The 15,244-nt window shown below is 64.8% G+C and carries 14 protein-coding genes and 1 riboswitch; of the genes, 4 read left to right on the top strand and 10 right to left on the bottom strand.

All coding sequences use genetic code 11. The features are described from left to right. Nucleotides 1-2: 2 nt before the first annotated feature. Entirely contained in the window at nucleotides 3-677 is a 675-nt protein-coding gene (locus tag V8324_RS08525) for an energy-coupling factor ABC transporter permease (protein ID WP_336419509.1), read from the bottom strand. 37 nt (nucleotides 678-714) lie between these two features. Then, a riboswitch (cobalamin riboswitch) is annotated at nucleotides 715-925 on the bottom strand. 172 nt (nucleotides 926-1,097) lie between these two features. Here V8324_RS08525 and V8324_RS08520 point away from each other — a divergent pair. Continuing rightward, on the top strand, nucleotides 1,098-2,498 hold the full coding sequence (locus V8324_RS08520; RefSeq protein ID WP_336419508.1) for a hypothetical protein: 1,401 nt from the start codon (nucleotides 1,098-1,100) through the stop codon (nucleotides 2,496-2,498). Nucleotides 2,499-2,523: 25 nt separating this feature from the next. On the opposite strand, the gene V8324_RS08515 is transcribed toward V8324_RS08520, so the two are convergent. The 3 genes from V8324_RS08515 to V8324_RS08505 all read right to left on the bottom strand — a co-directional run bounded on the left by V8324_RS08515 (nucleotide 2,524) and on the right by V8324_RS08505 (nucleotide 5,156). Next, on the bottom strand, nucleotides 2,524-4,095 hold the full coding sequence (locus V8324_RS08515; RefSeq protein WP_336419507.1) for an SLC13 family permease: 1,572 nt from the start codon (nucleotides 4,093-4,095) through the stop codon (nucleotides 2,524-2,526). Between the two features lie 122 nt (nucleotides 4,096-4,217). Continuing rightward, nucleotides 4,218-4,472, bottom strand: a complete 255-nt coding sequence (locus V8324_RS08510; RefSeq protein WP_336419506.1) for a GlsB/YeaQ/YmgE family stress response membrane protein — start codon at nucleotides 4,470-4,472, stop codon at nucleotides 4,218-4,220. A gap of 72 nt (nucleotides 4,473-4,544) precedes the next feature. Then, the gene (locus tag V8324_RS08505) at nucleotides 4,545-5,156 is read right to left on the bottom strand and encodes a GcrA family cell cycle regulator (RefSeq protein ID WP_336419505.1); all 612 of its coding nucleotides are present in this window, start codon (nucleotides 5,154-5,156) and stop codon (nucleotides 4,545-4,547) included. Nucleotides 5,157-5,332: 176 nt separating this feature from the next. On the opposite strand from V8324_RS08505, the gene V8324_RS08500 reads away from it, so the two are divergent. Continuing rightward, complete coding sequence (locus tag V8324_RS08500; RefSeq protein WP_336419504.1) at nucleotides 5,333-6,166, top strand: ABC transporter permease; 834 nt, start codon at nucleotides 5,333-5,335, stop codon at nucleotides 6,164-6,166. A 400-nt stretch (nucleotides 6,167-6,566) separates the two neighbouring features. Here V8324_RS08500 and V8324_RS08495 read toward each other — a convergent pair whose 3' ends face one another. The 6 genes from V8324_RS08495 to V8324_RS08470 all read right to left on the bottom strand — a co-directional run bounded on the left by V8324_RS08495 (nucleotide 6,567) and on the right by V8324_RS08470 (nucleotide 12,583). Next, nucleotides 6,567-7,424 carry a fumarylacetoacetate hydrolase family protein gene (locus V8324_RS08495; RefSeq protein ID WP_336419503.1) on the bottom strand — a complete coding sequence of 286 codons (858 nt, stop codon included), beginning with the start codon at nucleotides 7,422-7,424 and terminating at the stop codon, nucleotides 6,567-6,569. A 138-nt stretch (nucleotides 7,425-7,562) separates the two neighbouring features. Further along, nucleotides 7,563-9,074, bottom strand: coding sequence for a sugar ABC transporter ATP-binding protein (locus tag V8324_RS08490; protein WP_336419502.1), 1,512 nt, complete (start codon nucleotides 9,072-9,074; stop codon nucleotides 7,563-7,565). Then, entirely contained in the window at nucleotides 9,071-10,072 is a 1,002-nt protein-coding gene (locus V8324_RS08485; protein WP_336419501.1) for an ABC transporter permease, read from the bottom strand. The genes V8324_RS08490 and V8324_RS08485 overlap by 4 nt, the downstream gene beginning before the upstream one ends. A gap of 14 nt (nucleotides 10,073-10,086) precedes the next feature. Further along, a complete protein-coding gene (locus V8324_RS08480; RefSeq protein WP_336419500.1) occupies nucleotides 10,087-11,061 on the bottom strand; it encodes an ABC transporter permease in 975 nt (324 codons plus the stop codon). A gap of 267 nt (nucleotides 11,062-11,328) precedes the next feature. Further along, entirely contained in the window at nucleotides 11,329-12,279 is a 951-nt protein-coding gene (locus tag V8324_RS08475; protein ID WP_336419499.1) for a sugar ABC transporter substrate-binding protein, read from the bottom strand. A 103-nt stretch (nucleotides 12,280-12,382) separates the two neighbouring features. After that, entirely contained in the window at nucleotides 12,383-12,583 is a 201-nt protein-coding gene (locus V8324_RS08470; RefSeq protein WP_336419498.1) for a hypothetical protein, read from the bottom strand. Nucleotides 12,584-12,590: 7 nt separating this feature from the next. Between V8324_RS08470 and V8324_RS08465 the strand changes: the two genes are divergently transcribed. Together V8324_RS08465 and V8324_RS08460 are read left to right on the top strand one after the other, a co-directional pair. Next, a complete protein-coding gene (locus V8324_RS08465) occupies nucleotides 12,591-14,330 on the top strand; it encodes an extracellular solute-binding protein (RefSeq protein ID WP_336419544.1) in 1,740 nt (579 codons plus the stop codon). 18 nt (nucleotides 14,331-14,348) lie between these two features. Continuing rightward, nucleotides 14,349-15,158: an SDR family NAD(P)-dependent oxidoreductase gene (locus tag V8324_RS08460; RefSeq protein WP_336419497.1), complete on the top strand. Its 810-nt coding sequence runs from the start codon at nucleotides 14,349-14,351 to the stop codon at nucleotides 15,156-15,158. The last annotated feature ends 86 nt before the right edge of the window (nucleotides 15,159-15,244 follow it).

Here is a 15,244-nt window from a genome sequence, read left to right as displayed (position 1 = left end):
GCTTACGCCGCCGGGTGATGCAGGCGGTTGACGAAGAGGCCGCTGCCCTCGAACCGCCGCAGCGTCTTGGCCACTGCCAGCGCGCCCAGATCGATAATCGGCTCGATCAACACGATCAGCATGTAGGCCGCGCCGAAGCTCGCCACGTCCGACCAGACGGCAAAGCCCTGTCCGTAGAAAACCCAAAACGCCACCCACAGGACGATTCCGCCCTGGAACGCCACCGACAGCCGCAGCACCTCGTTGTAGCTCAGATCGACATAGGCCTTCTTGGCCGGGATCGTGCGCTTGGCGATCTCGTGGATGGCGAAAAGCGGGAACAGCAGCGTCGAGAGGTTCACGGTGTACATCATCAGGTCGCTCGGCGCAAAGATCATCCCCTGGATTGCCATGCCCGCGGCCATGCCGACCGCCGCCGGCCCGACGCCGAGGATCAGCAGCATGGTCGTGCCGACGATCATGTGCACCTCACTGACGCCCATCGGCGGGTGCGGCAGGACCTCGAAGCAGAACAGCGTGATGACCACGGCGATGATCGTGCGCAGGACGAAGGATCTCGGGTTGTGGTCGGACAGGTCGTCGGCGACCAGTTTCAGTGACCAGCCCGCCGCGGCCGCGGCCGTGCCATATGACAGCGCCATCTTCGCGCCGTCCACTATCCCGGGTTCGATATGCATTTATGTCTCTCCTTGCCGCCCCACCCGGCGGCTGCGTGGTTGCGTTGCGTGACCGGCAGGTCTCCTGGCTTGCGCATCATCGCCCGGACTGGCCTTCCCGGATCTCTCCAGTGGCATGTTCAGCCGGGCTCGTCGCTCACAGTTGCGGGGGCAGCCGCGGTCTTGACGCATCAGCGCATCGCACCGCATTCCCTCTTTTCTTCCCCGGCCGGATATCGAACGGGGAAACCGTTCACGCCCCAGTGATGCGGCTTCTGGGCGCGCGCGTCAATTCCAATTTCGCGTCCTCGCGCATGCTGCGACCCCCGAGACACGGGTGGCCACGCTGGTCCCGCCAACGATCGGCACGCCCGCCCTGCCCTTGCCGCCGCGCGCTTGCGCAGTCACAAGGAACGGATACGAGGCGCGGGGTGTGCAGGAATGGTCAAGCGGCTACGCCATCAGGTCGATCGCCTCTCGGGGATCGCACTGGTTGCGATCACCGGGCTGGTGATCCTCGACGAATGGCACATCGCGGCATGGGCGGGGGTGGCGACGCCGGTGCTCGTGGTCTTCTTGCTGGGCGTTTTCGCAGCACAGGTCCGGCTGTCGCGCAAGGCCTTCGCCGCGGTGGCACTGGCGCTGACGCTGGCGCTCGCGGCGGGCACCGAGGGCTGGCAGGGCCCGGTTCTCGACGGGCTGGGCGCGGCGGCCTTCATCGCCGCGTTCTTCTCGGCGCTGTCGACATTGCGCAACGTGGCGCAGACCTCGCCCGCCGTACAGTCGGCGGGGCGGTTCCTGTCCGGTCAGCCGCCGGGGCGGCGCTACGCGGCGCTGACCGTCGGCGGGCAGGGATTTGCGCTGCTGCTCAATTACGGCGCGATCCAGCTTCTGGGCGCGCTGGCGATGACCAATGCCAGCGCCGAGCCCGACGAGGTGATCCGCGGCCACCGCATCCGCCGGATGCTTCTGGCCATCCAGCGCGGGTTCGTGTCCACCCTGCCATGGTCGCCGCTGTCATTCGCGATGGCGATTTCGGTCAGCGTCGTGCCGGGGGCAAGCTGGGCGCAGGCGCTGGTGCCGGGGCTGGTCACCTCGGCGCTGCTGGCGGGGATCGGCTGGGGGCTGGATACCGCGTTCAAGCCGCGCTTGACCGTGCGACCCCCGCGTACCCCGCCCGAAGGATCCTGGGCGCTGATGCTGCCGCTCCTGGGGCTGCTGGGCGTGCTGGTGGTCAGCGTGATTGGCCTCAACGCGGTCAGTGATGTGCGCATCGTCGGGTTGGTCGTGGTCATCGTGCCGTTGATCGCGCTGGCATGGCTGACGATCCAGCACTGGGCGCAGGCCCCGGCCCGGTCAGTGGCGCGCCGGGTGGGGGATTACGTGCTGACGGAACTGCCCGGCTACCGCGAGGAACTGACGCTGCTGATGATGGCGGGCTATATCGGCACCGTCGGGTCGGCCCTGCTGGGGCCGCTGATGCAGCGCGCCGGGCTGGACCTGTCGGTGCTGCCGGCCTGGGTGATCCTGGTCAGCTTCGTGTGGCTCATCCCGGCGGCGGGGCAGATCGGCATGAACCCGATCCTCGCGGTGACGCTGATCGCGCCGCTCATTCCCGGCGCGGACGCCTTGGGCGTTTCGCCGACGGCCATCGTCGTGGCCCTCGCCGCCGGCTGGGCGCTGAGCGGCGCCAGCTCGCCCTTCACCGCCACCACCCTGCTGATCGGGTCGTTCGCGAAGATCAGCGCATTGCGGGTCGGCTTGATATGGAACGGCGCTTACACGCTGCTATGCGGCATGATTCTGTCGATCTGGGTGGTGATCCACGCCTTCTTGCTGTGACGGCGCGACCATACGGCCCGTAGCTTCAGATCCCCAGAACCAGCCCGCCCAGAAGGTAGAACAGCCCGGTGATCAGCACCACGCCCACGACGTTCAGCACCACCCCGCCGCGGATCATCTGGCCGATGGTCACCTTGCCCGTGCCAAAGACGATGGCATTGGGCGGCGTGCCCACCGGCAGCATGAAGGCGCAGGTCGCAGCAAACGCCGCCGGGATCAACAATTGCAACGGCACCGCCCCGATGCCGACCGCGACACCGCCAAGCACCGGGATGAACGTGGCCGCCGTCGCGGTGTTCGAGGTGATCTCGGTCAGGAACAGCACGATCAGCACCACCGACCCGATCAGAAGGATCGTCGGCAGACCCTCCAGCCCGCTGACCTGCGCGCCGAACCAGTCGTCGAGGCCGGATGAGGCGACGCCGCTGGCCAGGCTCAGCCCGCCGCCGAACAGCAGCAGCACACCCCAGGGCAGGCCGCGCTCTGCGTCATTCCATGTCAGGACCATCTCGCGGCGCCCGCGCCCGGGCAGGAAGAACAGCATCAGCCCCGCGAAGATGGCGATCGCGGTGTCGTTGAACGCGTCGAGAAACCCGAGGCCCGGGATATTCGCCAGCAGCCCCGGCACGATCCACAGGAAGGCCGCGCCGATGAACACCGCCGCGACCATCTTCTCGGCCTGGCTCATCGGGCCGAGCTGGTCGATCTGGCCGCGGATCATCTCCTGCCCGCCGGGGATCGCATCCAGCTTGAAACGGTAGAGCACGTTGACCATCAACGCCCAGCCGATCAGCATGAAGATCGCGGCGAGCGGCACGCCCAGCATCATCCATTCGAGAAATCCGATCGGCCGGCCCAGCTCGTCGGCGGCGTAGCCCGCCACGATGGCGTTCGGCGGCGACCCCAGAAGCGTGCCAAGCCCGCCCATCGATGCCGACCACGCGATCGCCAGCACCAGGCAGATCCCGAACATCCTGACATTCGGATCCGCGACCGCCTCGGAAATCGTGGCGCCTTTCAGATCCTCGTGCAGATCCGCGCCGGTCTGCGCGCCGGAACTGCGCTCGACCACCAGCGCCAGGACCGACAGGCCGATGGGCAGCATCATCAGCGTGGTCGCGGTATTGGACACCCACATCGACAGGAAGGCGGTGGCGATCATCATGCCCAGCACGATCCGCTTTGGCGACACGCCCACGCGCTCCAGCACCAGAAGCGCGATGCGGCGGTGCAGTTCCCATTTCTCCATCGCGATGGCGATCAGGAAACCGCCGAGGAACAGGAACACCAGCGAGCTTGCATAAGGCGCCGTTGCCTCGCTCACCGTCGCGCCGGTCAGCGCGGGCAACAGCACGATCGGCAAAAGCGAGGTGGCCGGCAGCGGCACCGCCTCGGTCATCCACCAGACCGCCATCAGCGTGGCGACCGCCGCCACGGCGCGGGCATCCCCGCTCAGCCCTTCGGCATTGCCCAGAAGGATCCAGACCAGCAGCGCCAGCCCGAGGCCAAGCCCCCGCAACGCCCACGTGAACCGGCCCGCGCCGCGCTGACCCTCCTCGGTCTCGCCAAGTCCCTGCGCCTGTGGTCGATCGGTCATCGGATCTACCTTCTTCGTTCAAGGAAACCCTGCCGCGACGGATCCGGGCGGGCCTAGATTCAACCGTGCGTTATCCGGAAACCTTCGTCAACGCGGATGCAAACACCGCCCGGTCCCGCGCCTCAGACGCGTTTGATCAGCCGGATGAGAACCAGCAGGATCACCGCGCCGATCGTTGCCTGCAGGATCACCGCGAAAAGCCCGCCGCCAAGGCCAAGGCCCAGCCGCGGCAGGATCAGGCCGGCGATGAACGCGCCGACGATCCCGACGACGATATTGCCAAGCAGCCCGTAACCGGTGCCGCTGACGATCAACCCGGCCAGCCAGCCCGCGACGGCCCCGACAAGCAGCGCGACCAATATGCTTTCAAGACCCATTTTCGAAACCTTTCATTTGCATGCTCGCAGGACCGCGGCCACGGCCGCGCCGATGACCCCGATGCCTCGGGCTTATCGCTTGCGGTCGCGGCGTCCCGAAACCGGCTGGAACGCGACCCCGACATGCGCCTCGCAATAGGGCTTGCCGGACTGGACGGGCAGACCGCAGAACCAGAAATCCGAGGTCGCCGGATCGCCGACGGGCCACTTGCAGGTGCGTTCGGTCAACTCCATCAGGCTCAGTTTCTTCGCCTTCTTCTCGATCTCGCTGACCTTGGCGAGGGCCTCGGGGTCGATCTCGTTGGCCGAAGGCTGTGGCGGTAGCGGCTGGCCGGCGGGCACGATGGTGCGCACCCGCGTGATGTTCGCCTGCGCGGGGGCGGCCTCGGCATCGTCCATCTCGGCTGCTGCGTGCTCTGCCACGGGATCGGGTCCCGGCGGCGCGGTGGGCTCGGCAGGGGCGTCCGCCTCGGCCTCGTCCGGGGCGTCGGTCTCGACCTGCACGACCTCGACCTCTGCGGCGATGACGCCCGCGCCGGTGCGATTGGACAGGCCGAGGCGGTGCACCTTGCCGATCACCGCGTTGCGCGTGACGCCGCCCAGTTCCTTCGCGATCTGGCTTGCGGACTGGCCTTCGCTCCACATCCTCTTCAACAGATCCACGCGTTCGTCATTCCACGCCATGAAGGGTTCCTTGCATCCTGATGCCTTGAGAGGCAGCAAGGGCGCTGCCCCCCCGCCTTGTCATTTCCGTCGAACTGCTATTGTAGTGATGCACGCCCGAGATACAAGGGATCGGGCCGGTCGGCACAGCCGGCGGCGCCGCTTTCCCCTCATGATACACGCACCGAGAGGTTCGCATGCGCGATCACACCGCCGATACATCCCCGCCCGAGATGACGCTGCCGATGGGCACGCGCCGCTTCGGACGGGTGAACTGGCTGGGCCTGATGACGCTGGCGGAACGCGAGAACCGCCGGTTCCTCGCGGTCTGGACGCAGACGCTGATGGCACCGCTGATCACCGCAGGGCTGTTCATGGTGATCTTTTCCATCGCCATCGGGCCGAAGCGCGGCGCGGTGATGGGCGTCGATTTCACCACCTTCATCGCCCCCGGCATCCTGATGATGACGCTGATCCAGAACGCATTCGCCAACACCTCGTCGTCGATCGTGATCTCCAAGGTGCAGGGCAACATCGTCGACACGCTGATGCCGCCGCTGTCATCGGGCGAGATGCTTCTGGGCTACCTCGCCGGCGGCATCGGGCGCGGGGTCTTCGTGGCGGTGGCCATCGCCGTCGCACTGACGGCAGTGCTGGGGATCGTGCCGGCGCATCCAGCCTGGGCGCTGGTGTTCATCTTTCTTGGCGCCGCCTTCATGAGCGCGCTTGGTATCGTCGCGGGCATCTTCGCGAACAAGTTCGACCAGATGGCGGCGATCACCAATTTCGTCATCACGCCGCTGGCCTTCCTGTCGGGCACCTTCTACTCGGTCGAGGCGCTGCCGCCCGTTCTGAACACGATCACCCATTACAACCCGGTCTTCTACCTGATCGACGGCGCGCGCTTCGGCGTGCTCGGCGTCTCCGACAGCACGCCCATGCTGGGCCTCGCGGTGGGGGCCGGATCGACGCTGGCGGTGTGCCTGCTGGCCTGGCGGATGTTGGCCACGGGATATCGCCTCAAGGCCTGAGACGGAACAGTCCGGACCTGCGCATCGGACAAATTGCCCCCTTCTGGGCGGCTCGTGCGTTGTGGGTTGTTCTCTCGCTGTCTGCGGAAGTCTCGGACGCGCGACCCTTACGCATGTGGTGCCGCATCGGCAAATATGCGATCACGCATCGCTGCCGATAGCATGGTCTTTCACCTTGAACATGCGTCCGACCTGCCGCCGCAAGACCGCGCCATTCATCCGGAAAGTTTGTTCTTTTAACGTTCGCCGCAACGAGAAGAACAGACCATGCGCACATCACGCTTTACCGGGGAACAGATCGTGGGGATCTTGCAGGAGTATGCGGCCGGGGCCAAGGTTTCGGAATGTGCCGCAAGCGCGGGAGTTCGGACGCCATCGTCGGCCAAGCTATCCGCGACACTCAATCGGCTGGCAAGACCCTCGATTTCTGCTCGCCCAGACCCGCGATCCCCAGCGTCACGACCTCTCCGCCATGCAGATAGCGCTGCGGGGATTGGCCCATGCCGACGCCCGGAGGCGTGCCGGTCGAGATCACATCGCCGGGCTGCAGGCTCATGAATTGGCTGCAGTAGGACACAAGGTGCGGGATCCTGAAGATCAGTGTTGCGGTCGTGCCTGTCTGCATCCGCTCGCCGTCCACGTCCAGCCACATGTCGAGCGCGTCGATATCGGCGATCTCGTCCAGCGTCACGAGCCACGGCCCCGTCGGCCCGAACGTATCGCAGCCCTTGCCCTTGTCCCAGGTGCCGAGGCGTTCGATCTGGAATTCGCGCTCGGAGACATCGTTGACCACGCAAAGGCCGGCCACGTGGCGCATCGCGTCTGCCTCGTCGATGTAGGATCCCGGCTCGCCGATGACGACGCCCAGTTCGACCTCCCAATCGGTTTTCACCGAGCCGCGGGGGACCTGGATCGGATCGTTCGGACCGACGATGGCAGAGGTCCATTTGTTGAAGATGATCGGCTCTGCGGGGATCGGCATGCCGGCCTCTTCAGCGTGATCGGCGTAGTTCAGCCCGATACAGACGAACTTGCCGATGTCGCCGATGCAGGGTCCGAGCCGAAGATCCTCCTGAGGGATGCCATCCACCACGGGCAGCGTATCGATATCGAGATCCTGCAAGGCCTGCAGGCCGGCGGGCCGCAGCGTCTGTCCCGCGATATCCGGAACCTTGCCGGAGAGATCACGCACGCGTCCCGACGGGTCGAGCAAGCCCGGCTTTTCGGCCCCGGGCGCGCCATAGCGGAGAAGTTTCATAAGGTTTCCTTACCTTCGAATAGTTGGCGTTTTCATCGTTCTGGCCCGCGTCCGGCGACCCGACGAGCGCCCCGGCGGAGTGTTTCGGTGAACTGCGGGGCACGGCGATCCTTCACCGCCCGGCGTCGACCACTCGCATCAGGCGGCCTGGCCGGCATTGAGACCGGAAATGGCCTGGATCAGATTGTCCTCGGTGACCTCCTCGGAGGTGAAGGTGCGCATGACCCGACCCGAATACATCGCCACGATGCGGTCCGAGACGTGCAGCACCTCGGGCATTTCCGAGCTGATGACGATCACTGCATAGCCGTGCGCCGCGAGGTCGCGGATGAGGTTGTGGATCTCCGACTTGCTGCCCACGTCGATGCCGCGGGTCGGCTCGTCCACGATCAGCACTTCGGGATGCATCGACAGCCATTTGCCGATCACGATCTTCTGCTGATTGCCGCCCGAGAGATTGCCCACCTTCTGTTTCCAGCCCGGCGTGCGGATGTCGAGCTTGTCGCGATACTGGTCGAAGATCGCGATTTCCGAGCCCTCGGCCACGAAGGGCCCGGCCTTGAGATCATCGATCTGCGGCAGGGTCATGTTGTCGCGGCAATTCATGCCCAGCACCAGACCTTGCGCCTTGCGATCCTCGGGGACCAGGGAGATGCCGCGCGCGATGGCATCGGCAGGGGAATGGATGCGCACCTCTTGGCCGTTCAGATGAATGGTCCCGGCAGAGGGGTCGCGCAGGCCGAACAGAGTTTCGGCGATCTCGGTGCGCCCGGCCCCGACGAGGCCGTAGAATCCCAGTACTTCACCGCGGCGCACGGCAAAGCTGACATCCTCGAAGAGATGGCCGCAGGACAGCCCGCGCACTTCGAGCGCCACCTCGCCCATCTGGTGATGGCTCTCGACGCGGCTGAGATCGAGGCTGCGCCCGATCATCAGCTGGGTGACCGCTTCCTCGTCGGTCTCGGCGGTGACAAGCGTGCCGCGATACCCACCGTCGCGCAGCACGCTGATCCGGTCGGTGATCTTGAAGATTTCCTCCATGCGGTGCGAGATGTAGATGATGCCCACGCCGCGCGACCGCAGATCCGAGATCACGTCGAAAAGCACCACCTTCTCGGCATCGGTGAGCGAGGCGGTCGGCTCGTCAAAGATCACCGCCTTGGCGTCGACGGTGAGTGCGCGGGCGATCTCGACCATCTGCTGGTTGGCGATGGACAGGTCACCGACGCGCGTGCGGGCGTTGAATCCCACCCGCAGGGTTTCGAGGATCGCGTCGGTCCGCTGGTAAAGCGTGGCCCAATCGACCAGCCCGAAGCGCTTGCGCGGCAGTTCCCCGAGATAGATGTTCTCGGCCACGCTCAGCTCTTCGGCAAGGCTGAGCTCCTGATGGATGAAGACGATGCCCTTGGATTTCGCGTGCAGCGGCGAGATCATGACAGTCGGGGTCTCGCCCACGAGGATCCGGCCCTCGTCGGGCTGATGGATCCCGCCCAGCACCTTCATCAGGGTGGATTTGCCGGCGCCGTTCTCGCCCATCAGGGCGTGGACCTCGCCCGGCATGACGTCGAGGGACACACCGTCGAGCGCACGCACCCCGGGAAAGGTCTTGACGATTCCTTCGAGCCGCAGCGCGGGGGTTTGGCCTGTCATATCTTCAACTCCTCCTTGCCCTTCACGTTCAGCTGCCGGTCGAGAAGCAGCACCGCGATCAGGATCAGGCCGATCACGAGGTTCACGGTCGAGGTGTCCGCGCCGATATGCGCCAGCCCCTTGCGCAGCAACTGGATCGCGATCACCCCGCCGAAGGTCGAGATGATCGACCCCGCCCCGCCGCTGAGCTTGGTGCCGCCCAGCACGACCGCGGTGATCACCCAAAGCTCGTAAAGCTCGCCGTCATTGGGATTGACCGAGCCGCTTTCGGCATAGAACACGACGGCCGACAGCGCGGCCAGAAAGCCGATGATCATGAAATTGATCAGCATGTGCGGCCCGACCCGGATGCCCGCATTCACCGCCGCCTCGCGGTTGTTGCCGATGGCATAGGCGTTGCGCCCATGCACCGTGCGGTTCATCAGGAACCAGATCGCCGCGGTGACCAGCAAGAGGAACCACGTGGCCGTGTGCAGCCCGAGGAATTGCGCCTCGGCGAAATCCACCAGTGTCCAGTTGAGGTGGCTGGTTGGCTGTTCGCCGTTGTACATGAAGACCAGGCCGCGATAGCCAAGCATCGCGCCGAGCGTGACGATGAAGGCATCGACGCCGGTCTTCCACACGATCAGCCCGTTGATCGCGCCCAGCACCACACCGGTCAGCAAGGCCAGCAGGCAGGCCACGGGGATGACCCAGTCGCCGAGGCCCGCAAACATCGGCCAGGTCATGGAGTCGAGCAGCACGACGGCGGCGAGAGCATAAGTCGCGCCGACCGAAAGGTCGATATTGCCGTTGATCATGACGATGGTCATGCCCATCGCGATGATGCCGATCGGGGCCGACTGCTTGAACAGAAGCAGCATGTTGTCGGCATCCATGAATGCGTTGTCGCTGATCGACAGGAACTGCCCCGCCACGGTGAAGAAGACCAGTTCCAGGACGATGAAACCCCAGATCGCGCCGTATTTGAGAAATCCGCTGAGAGTACCGGGTGCCATTGCTGTTCTCCTGTTCACGCGATGGGGGACCAGAGGCGGCCGCGCTTGGCGGCGATATCGAGCCAGACCGCAAGGATGATGATGACCCAGGTCACAACATACTGGACGTAGAACGGCAGCCCGACGAGCAGCAGCCCGTTCTGGATGAAACCGAGGATCAGCACGCCGATCACCGTCTTGAATATCGTGCCCGAGCCGCCCATCAGCGAGGCACCCCCGAGGATCACCGCGGCAAGCACTTCGAGTTCCAGCCCCTGGCCAACGGTGTTCTGCGACCCCATGGAGCGGCTGGCCTGCAAAAGCCCGGCGGTCGCCACGCAGAAGGCCGAGACGAGATAGCAGCTGAACACGACCCGGGCGCGCGGAATGCCCGAAAACGTCGCCGCCATGCCATTGCCGCCCACGGCATAGACCTTTCGCCCGAACGGCGTCTTGGCAAGCAACATGCCAAGCCCCAAGGCGAGCAACAGGAAGATCAGGATCGGCACCGGAATGCCAAGAGCCTCACCGCGACCGAAGACGCTGAACCAGGTGCCTTCCTTGTCGGCGATATCCATGTTCTTGCCGCCCGAATAGGTAAGCGTCAGACCGTGAATGGCCGACAGCATCCCCAGCGTCACGATCAGCGAGTTGAGCTTGAGGTAGCCGACAAGAAACCCGATGAAGGCCCCGAGCGCGAGCGTCATCGCGAACATGGCCGGGATCGCCAGCGCCGGGCCGATCTTGTCATGCAGGTCGAGCACGACGATGGTGGAGAACGACATCATCGACCCGACCGAGAGATCGAGATTGCCGCTGATCACGACGAAGGTCACGCCAAGTGCCATGACCCCGAGGATCGCCGAAGACCGGATGACCCCCATGACGTTGTCAGGATCGAGGAACTGTCCGTTGGCCAGCGTGAAGCCGATCATGAACAGCACGAAGGCCACCAGGATACCCTGTCGGGCCAGCAAGCCTCCGATATCCTTTTTCGTGAGTGCCACCATCTTTTCCTCCGTCGGGGCCCATCCTTTGCCCCCTGAATCTTGCATCGAAACCGGCACTGAACGGTGCAGCGCGGGTGGATCACCTGCCTGCGCCGATCCTCGATCTCGTCCGGTCGTCACGCTTCGCGCTCTACCGGCGCAACATGCCGGCGCAGCGTGCGCGGATCGCGATGTCAGCATGTCCTGCCGGATCACGCGCCACGGATCCGGCCGACACCGGGCCGGCGCGGCATCCGCCGCACCGCCCGGTAAGGCGGCCAGGATACGTCAGAAGACCGGCTTGCTGAACTCGTCCATGTTGTCCTGAGTGATCTTCGGCGTGTCGAAGTAGTTGAGGAAGGGCCCGTCCTCGCCGTCAAGCACGTCTATGGCGGTCTGCAGGGCGGCCTCGGCGTCATCGACGGGCGACTGGTAGATCGAGCCCCAGTATTCGCCGCGCTCCATCGCCTCGTAACCCACCGCAAAGTTGGTGGCACCAACGAAGACGATGCCGTCGCGCCCGGCTGCCTTGGCGGCGTTGAGCGCGCCAACGCCCATGTTGTCATCGCCGGCATAGACACCGTCGATATCATCATACTTGGTCAGGAATGCCTCCATGACCTGTCGGGCCTTCTCGCGGTTCCAGTCGCCCGGCTGAGTGTCGATGACGCTGACATCGGGGCAGATCTCGGGCAGGCGATCCTCGAACCCCTTGGCGCGTTCGATCGCGGTGGTGTAGCCCGGCTGGCCGGTGATGTGGGCGACCCGCGCCTCGTCCGCGATGCCCAGGTCCTTGAACTTGTCACACATGATCTCGGCAGCGCTTGCACCCTGCTGAATGTTGTCGGGTCCCGAGAATGACGAGATGAAGTCGAACCCCTGCTCGTCGATATTGGAATTGGTCACGATCACCGGGATGCCGGCCTTCTTTGCCTTGCGCACCGCCGGGATCACCGCCTCGCCATTGGTCGGCCAGATGATGATGGCATCGACCCCCTGCTGAATAAGGTCCTCGATCTGTGCGATCTGGCGCGCCACGTCCCCGCCGGCGTCGAGCACCACGGCCTCGATGCCGTCATCCTCTTTTGCGGCCGCGATGAACGCCTGTTCATAGGTCGTCTGGTAGCTGTCCACGCCGACATTGTTCTGGGTGATGCCGATCCGGTAGCCATCCGCCTGGGCGGCACTGACCATCGCGGCGCTGGCCGCGGTCGCTGCGAGAACTGTGCGTAGTCTCATCAGGTACTCCTCCCCGAGTGTTCCTGTCATGTCCGTTCCCCCGCCTCCTCCGAAATGGGGGAATCATCATCCGGAATCCCGAACGACTTTGCCAAGTCTGCCCTCAAAGCCTGCCCCGTAATGCGGGAAATATCTCCATTCTGGAAAAATTTTTATCCATTTCGGATATATCGGCGATATTCTGCGCCTGCCAATTTGGACAATCATGAGGGAGCAGCGCGATGGTGAAATCGAATCCATCCAATCTGAACAGGTCTTTGGCGGGATCCCCGCACCGACCGGCAAGGGAGTCTTCCGCCGTCATGACCGCAATGAGCGCAAACGCGGACAAGACGATGCAGGCGTCGCTGGCGACGGGAGACCTGCTGCGCCTTCTGGCCTTTCTGGAGGATTGCAGCAACGAGCTGGAGACCGCCGTCGACCTGCATGATCCCAACCCGGTCTTCCGCATGGCGCTGCAGGCGATAAAGGGACATCTCGAAGCCCGGGTGATGACGCCCACCTCGCTGATCGCCGCGAGCAACGTGCCCTATGCCACCGCCAACCGGCGGCTTCGCGAGATGATCGAGGCCGGTCTGATCGACCAGCGCCCGCGCACGAAATCGGGCAAGAGCTTCTCCATGCATCCCAGCGAAAGGCTGCTGGAGCAATGGAGCCAGATGTCGGGGCGGGTGCGGCGGCTGGCCGAAGTCTATTTCGACAGTCACAGCGATCGTGAGGACGCGCGGGATTACTATTTCGGCGGCTCCTACATGACCGCCCACGCGATTCCGCCGATCCAGGTTCTGCCCGAACCGCTCAAGCTGACGGGCGGCATGCGCGTCCTCGTGCACGGCGACCCCACTTTCATGGTGATGGAAAACCTCAAGCGCCAGTTCGAACAGGTGATCGGCACGCAGATCAATCAGCGCGCCTTTTCCATCGACCGGCTACGCGACGAGGCGCTGCGCAATGCCGAGCGGACGTCCAGCCGCTACGACATCATCGCGCTGGACCTGCCCTGGATCGGCGAGTTCGTCGAAAGGAACATCCTGATGCCGCTGGACGAGATCATGGATGTCGCACGGCTCGACCCGGCAGATTTTCACACCGCCGGATGGAAGGCGGCGCATTGGGGCGGGCGGCCTTACGGCGTACCCGCGCAGACCACGCCCGAGCTTCTGTTCTATCGCCGCGATCTGCTGACCGCGGCGGGGCTCGAGCCGCCCGCGACCACCGATGAGGTGCTCGAGGCCGCGCGCAGGATGCACGCGCCGCAAACGGGCCGCTACGGGATCGGCTGGAACGCGGCGCGCGGCACCGCTCTGGGCCATACCGTGCTGATGACGATGGCCGATTTCGGCCAGCCGGTGCTCGATCTGCCCGAGGTGGCGGGGAGCTTTGACACGGACCGCTTGGCCGAGCGCGATTACCGCGTGACCATCGACACCGAGAAGGGGCTGAGGGCGGCGGAATTCCTGATGGACCTGCTGCGCTATTCGCCGCCCGACATCCTGTCGATGTCCTGGTACGAGCGGGTGCGCCCCTTCGCGGCGGGCCGGATCGCCATGGCCTATGGCTACACGTTGCTGGCCCCGTATTTCGAGCTTGACCCGTCCTCGCCCGCGTATGGGCAGACCGGTTATCTGCCGCACCCGCACGGTCCGGGTGCGGGCAATGTGGCGCCGGTCGGGGGCTACGTGATGGGCATTCCGGCCAATCTCGCGCCCGACCGGGTGGCGGCCGCGGTCGAGGCGCTGCGCGTCTTCACCAGCCCCGAGGCGCAGAAGCTTTATGTCCAGAACGGCAGCCGAACCAACCCGCGCTATTCCGTGGGCGCCGATGCCGAGGTGCGCCGTGCCTCGCCGATATTCGAGGCCGTGGACGCCATGTCCTGGCGCGACGAGCTGCAATTCTGGCCGCGCCCGCCGGTGCCGGAGATCAACGGGATCATACAGGTCTGCGGCGAGGAATTCCACGACATGCTGCGCGGCCTGATCAGCCCCCGCACCGCCCTGCGCCGGGCCCAGGAAAGGGCCGAGGCGCTGATCGAGAGACCCGGACCATCGTGATTTGAGGAGGAGAAACTCATGGATCCCAACCGCCTGAAAGGCAAGAACATCCTGATCACCGGGGCCGCCCGCGGCATGGGTGCCGCCAACGCCGAGAGCTTTGCCGCACAGGGCGCCAATATCTGTCTTGGCGATCTCGACCGCGAGGAGGCACAGAAGGTGGCCGACCGCATCAACAATGCCGACAATGGGCAGGCGATCACGGTAAAGATGGATGTGTCCAAGCGCGAAGACAATGCCGCCGCCGTCGCGGCCACGGTCGAGGCGTTCGGCTCGATCAATGTCGGCCTGTTCAACGCGGGTCTCAACAAGCCCAAGTTCTTCATGGATATCGACGAAGACAATTGGGACATGATCATGAACGTCAACACCAAGGCGATGTGGCTGGGCATGCAGGAGGTCGCCCGCCAGATGATCGACCAGGGCCCGATGGACGGGCATCCTTACAAGCTGATCAACGTGGGCAGTATCGCCTCGCGCAAGCCGCTCATCGACGTGACCGTCTACTGTACCTCGAAATACGGCTGCCTCGCGCTGACCCATTGCGGGGCCCTCGGCCTCGCCGAACACAATATCACCGTCAACGGCTATGCGCCCGGCGTCGTGGTCACACCGCTCTGGGAACAACTCGACAAGGACCTCGTGAACATGGGCTTCAAGGAGCGCGCGGGGCAGGCCTATGACGACATCGTGGAGAATTTCCTGCAGATCAAGCGGGTCAGCTACCCCGAGGACGTCACCGGCACCGCCTCGTTCCTCGCAAGCAATGACAGCGACTACATGACCGGCCAGATGATCCACGTCGATGGCGGCTGGTGCATCCAGTGACACGCAAGGGCACGGACCCTGCTGCACCACACAGTCATCGCGATCCCTCTATCCAACGGCGCAAACTTTCAGACGCCTAACCGGAG

Origin of the sequence: Roseovarius sp. D22-M7 (assembly GCF_037083785.1) — a bacterium.
Classification (GTDB): Bacteria; Pseudomonadota; Alphaproteobacteria; order Rhodobacterales; family Rhodobacteraceae; genus Roseovarius.
This window is presented reverse-complemented; position numbering and strand designations above follow the sequence as displayed.

Bases quoted from the DNA above. Each gene is read 5' to 3' on its own strand.
- V8324_RS08525 (WP_336419509.1), bottom strand. From the start codon at position 677: ATGCATATCGAACCCGGGATAGTGGACGGCGCGAAGATGGCGCTGTCA.
- V8324_RS08520 (WP_336419508.1), top strand. From the start codon at position 1,098: ATGGTCAAGCGGCTACGCCATCAGGTCGATCGCCTCTCGGGGATCGCA.
- V8324_RS08515 (WP_336419507.1), bottom strand. From the start codon at position 4,095: ATGACCGATCGACCACAGGCGCAGGGACTTGGCGAGACCGAGGAGGGT.
- V8324_RS08510 (WP_336419506.1), bottom strand. From the start codon at position 4,472: ATGGGTCTTGAAAGCATATTGGTCGCGCTGCTTGTCGGGGCCGTCGCG.
- V8324_RS08505 (WP_336419505.1), bottom strand. From the start codon at position 5,156: ATGGCGTGGAATGACGAACGCGTGGATCTGTTGAAGAGGATGTGGAGC.
- V8324_RS08500 (WP_336419504.1), top strand. From the start codon at position 5,333: ATGCGCGATCACACCGCCGATACATCCCCGCCCGAGATGACGCTGCCG.
- V8324_RS08495 (WP_336419503.1), bottom strand. From the start codon at position 7,424: ATGAAACTTCTCCGCTATGGCGCGCCCGGGGCCGAAAAGCCGGGCTTG.
- V8324_RS08490 (WP_336419502.1), bottom strand. From the start codon at position 9,074: ATGACAGGCCAAACCCCCGCGCTGCGGCTCGAAGGAATCGTCAAGACC.
- V8324_RS08485 (WP_336419501.1), bottom strand. From the start codon at position 10,072: ATGGCACCCGGTACTCTCAGCGGATTTCTCAAATACGGCGCGATCTGG.
- V8324_RS08480 (WP_336419500.1), bottom strand. From the start codon at position 11,061: ATGGTGGCACTCACGAAAAAGGATATCGGAGGCTTGCTGGCCCGACAG.
- V8324_RS08475 (WP_336419499.1), bottom strand. From the start codon at position 12,279: ATGAGACTACGCACAGTTCTCGCAGCGACCGCGGCCAGCGCCGCGATG.
- V8324_RS08470 (WP_336419498.1), bottom strand. From the start codon at position 12,583: ATGACGGCGGAAGACTCCCTTGCCGGTCGGTGCGGGGATCCCGCCAAA.
- V8324_RS08465 (WP_336419544.1), top strand. From the start codon at position 12,591: ATGAGCGCAAACGCGGACAAGACGATGCAGGCGTCGCTGGCGACGGGA.
- V8324_RS08460 (WP_336419497.1), top strand. From the start codon at position 14,349: ATGGATCCCAACCGCCTGAAAGGCAAGAACATCCTGATCACCGGGGCC.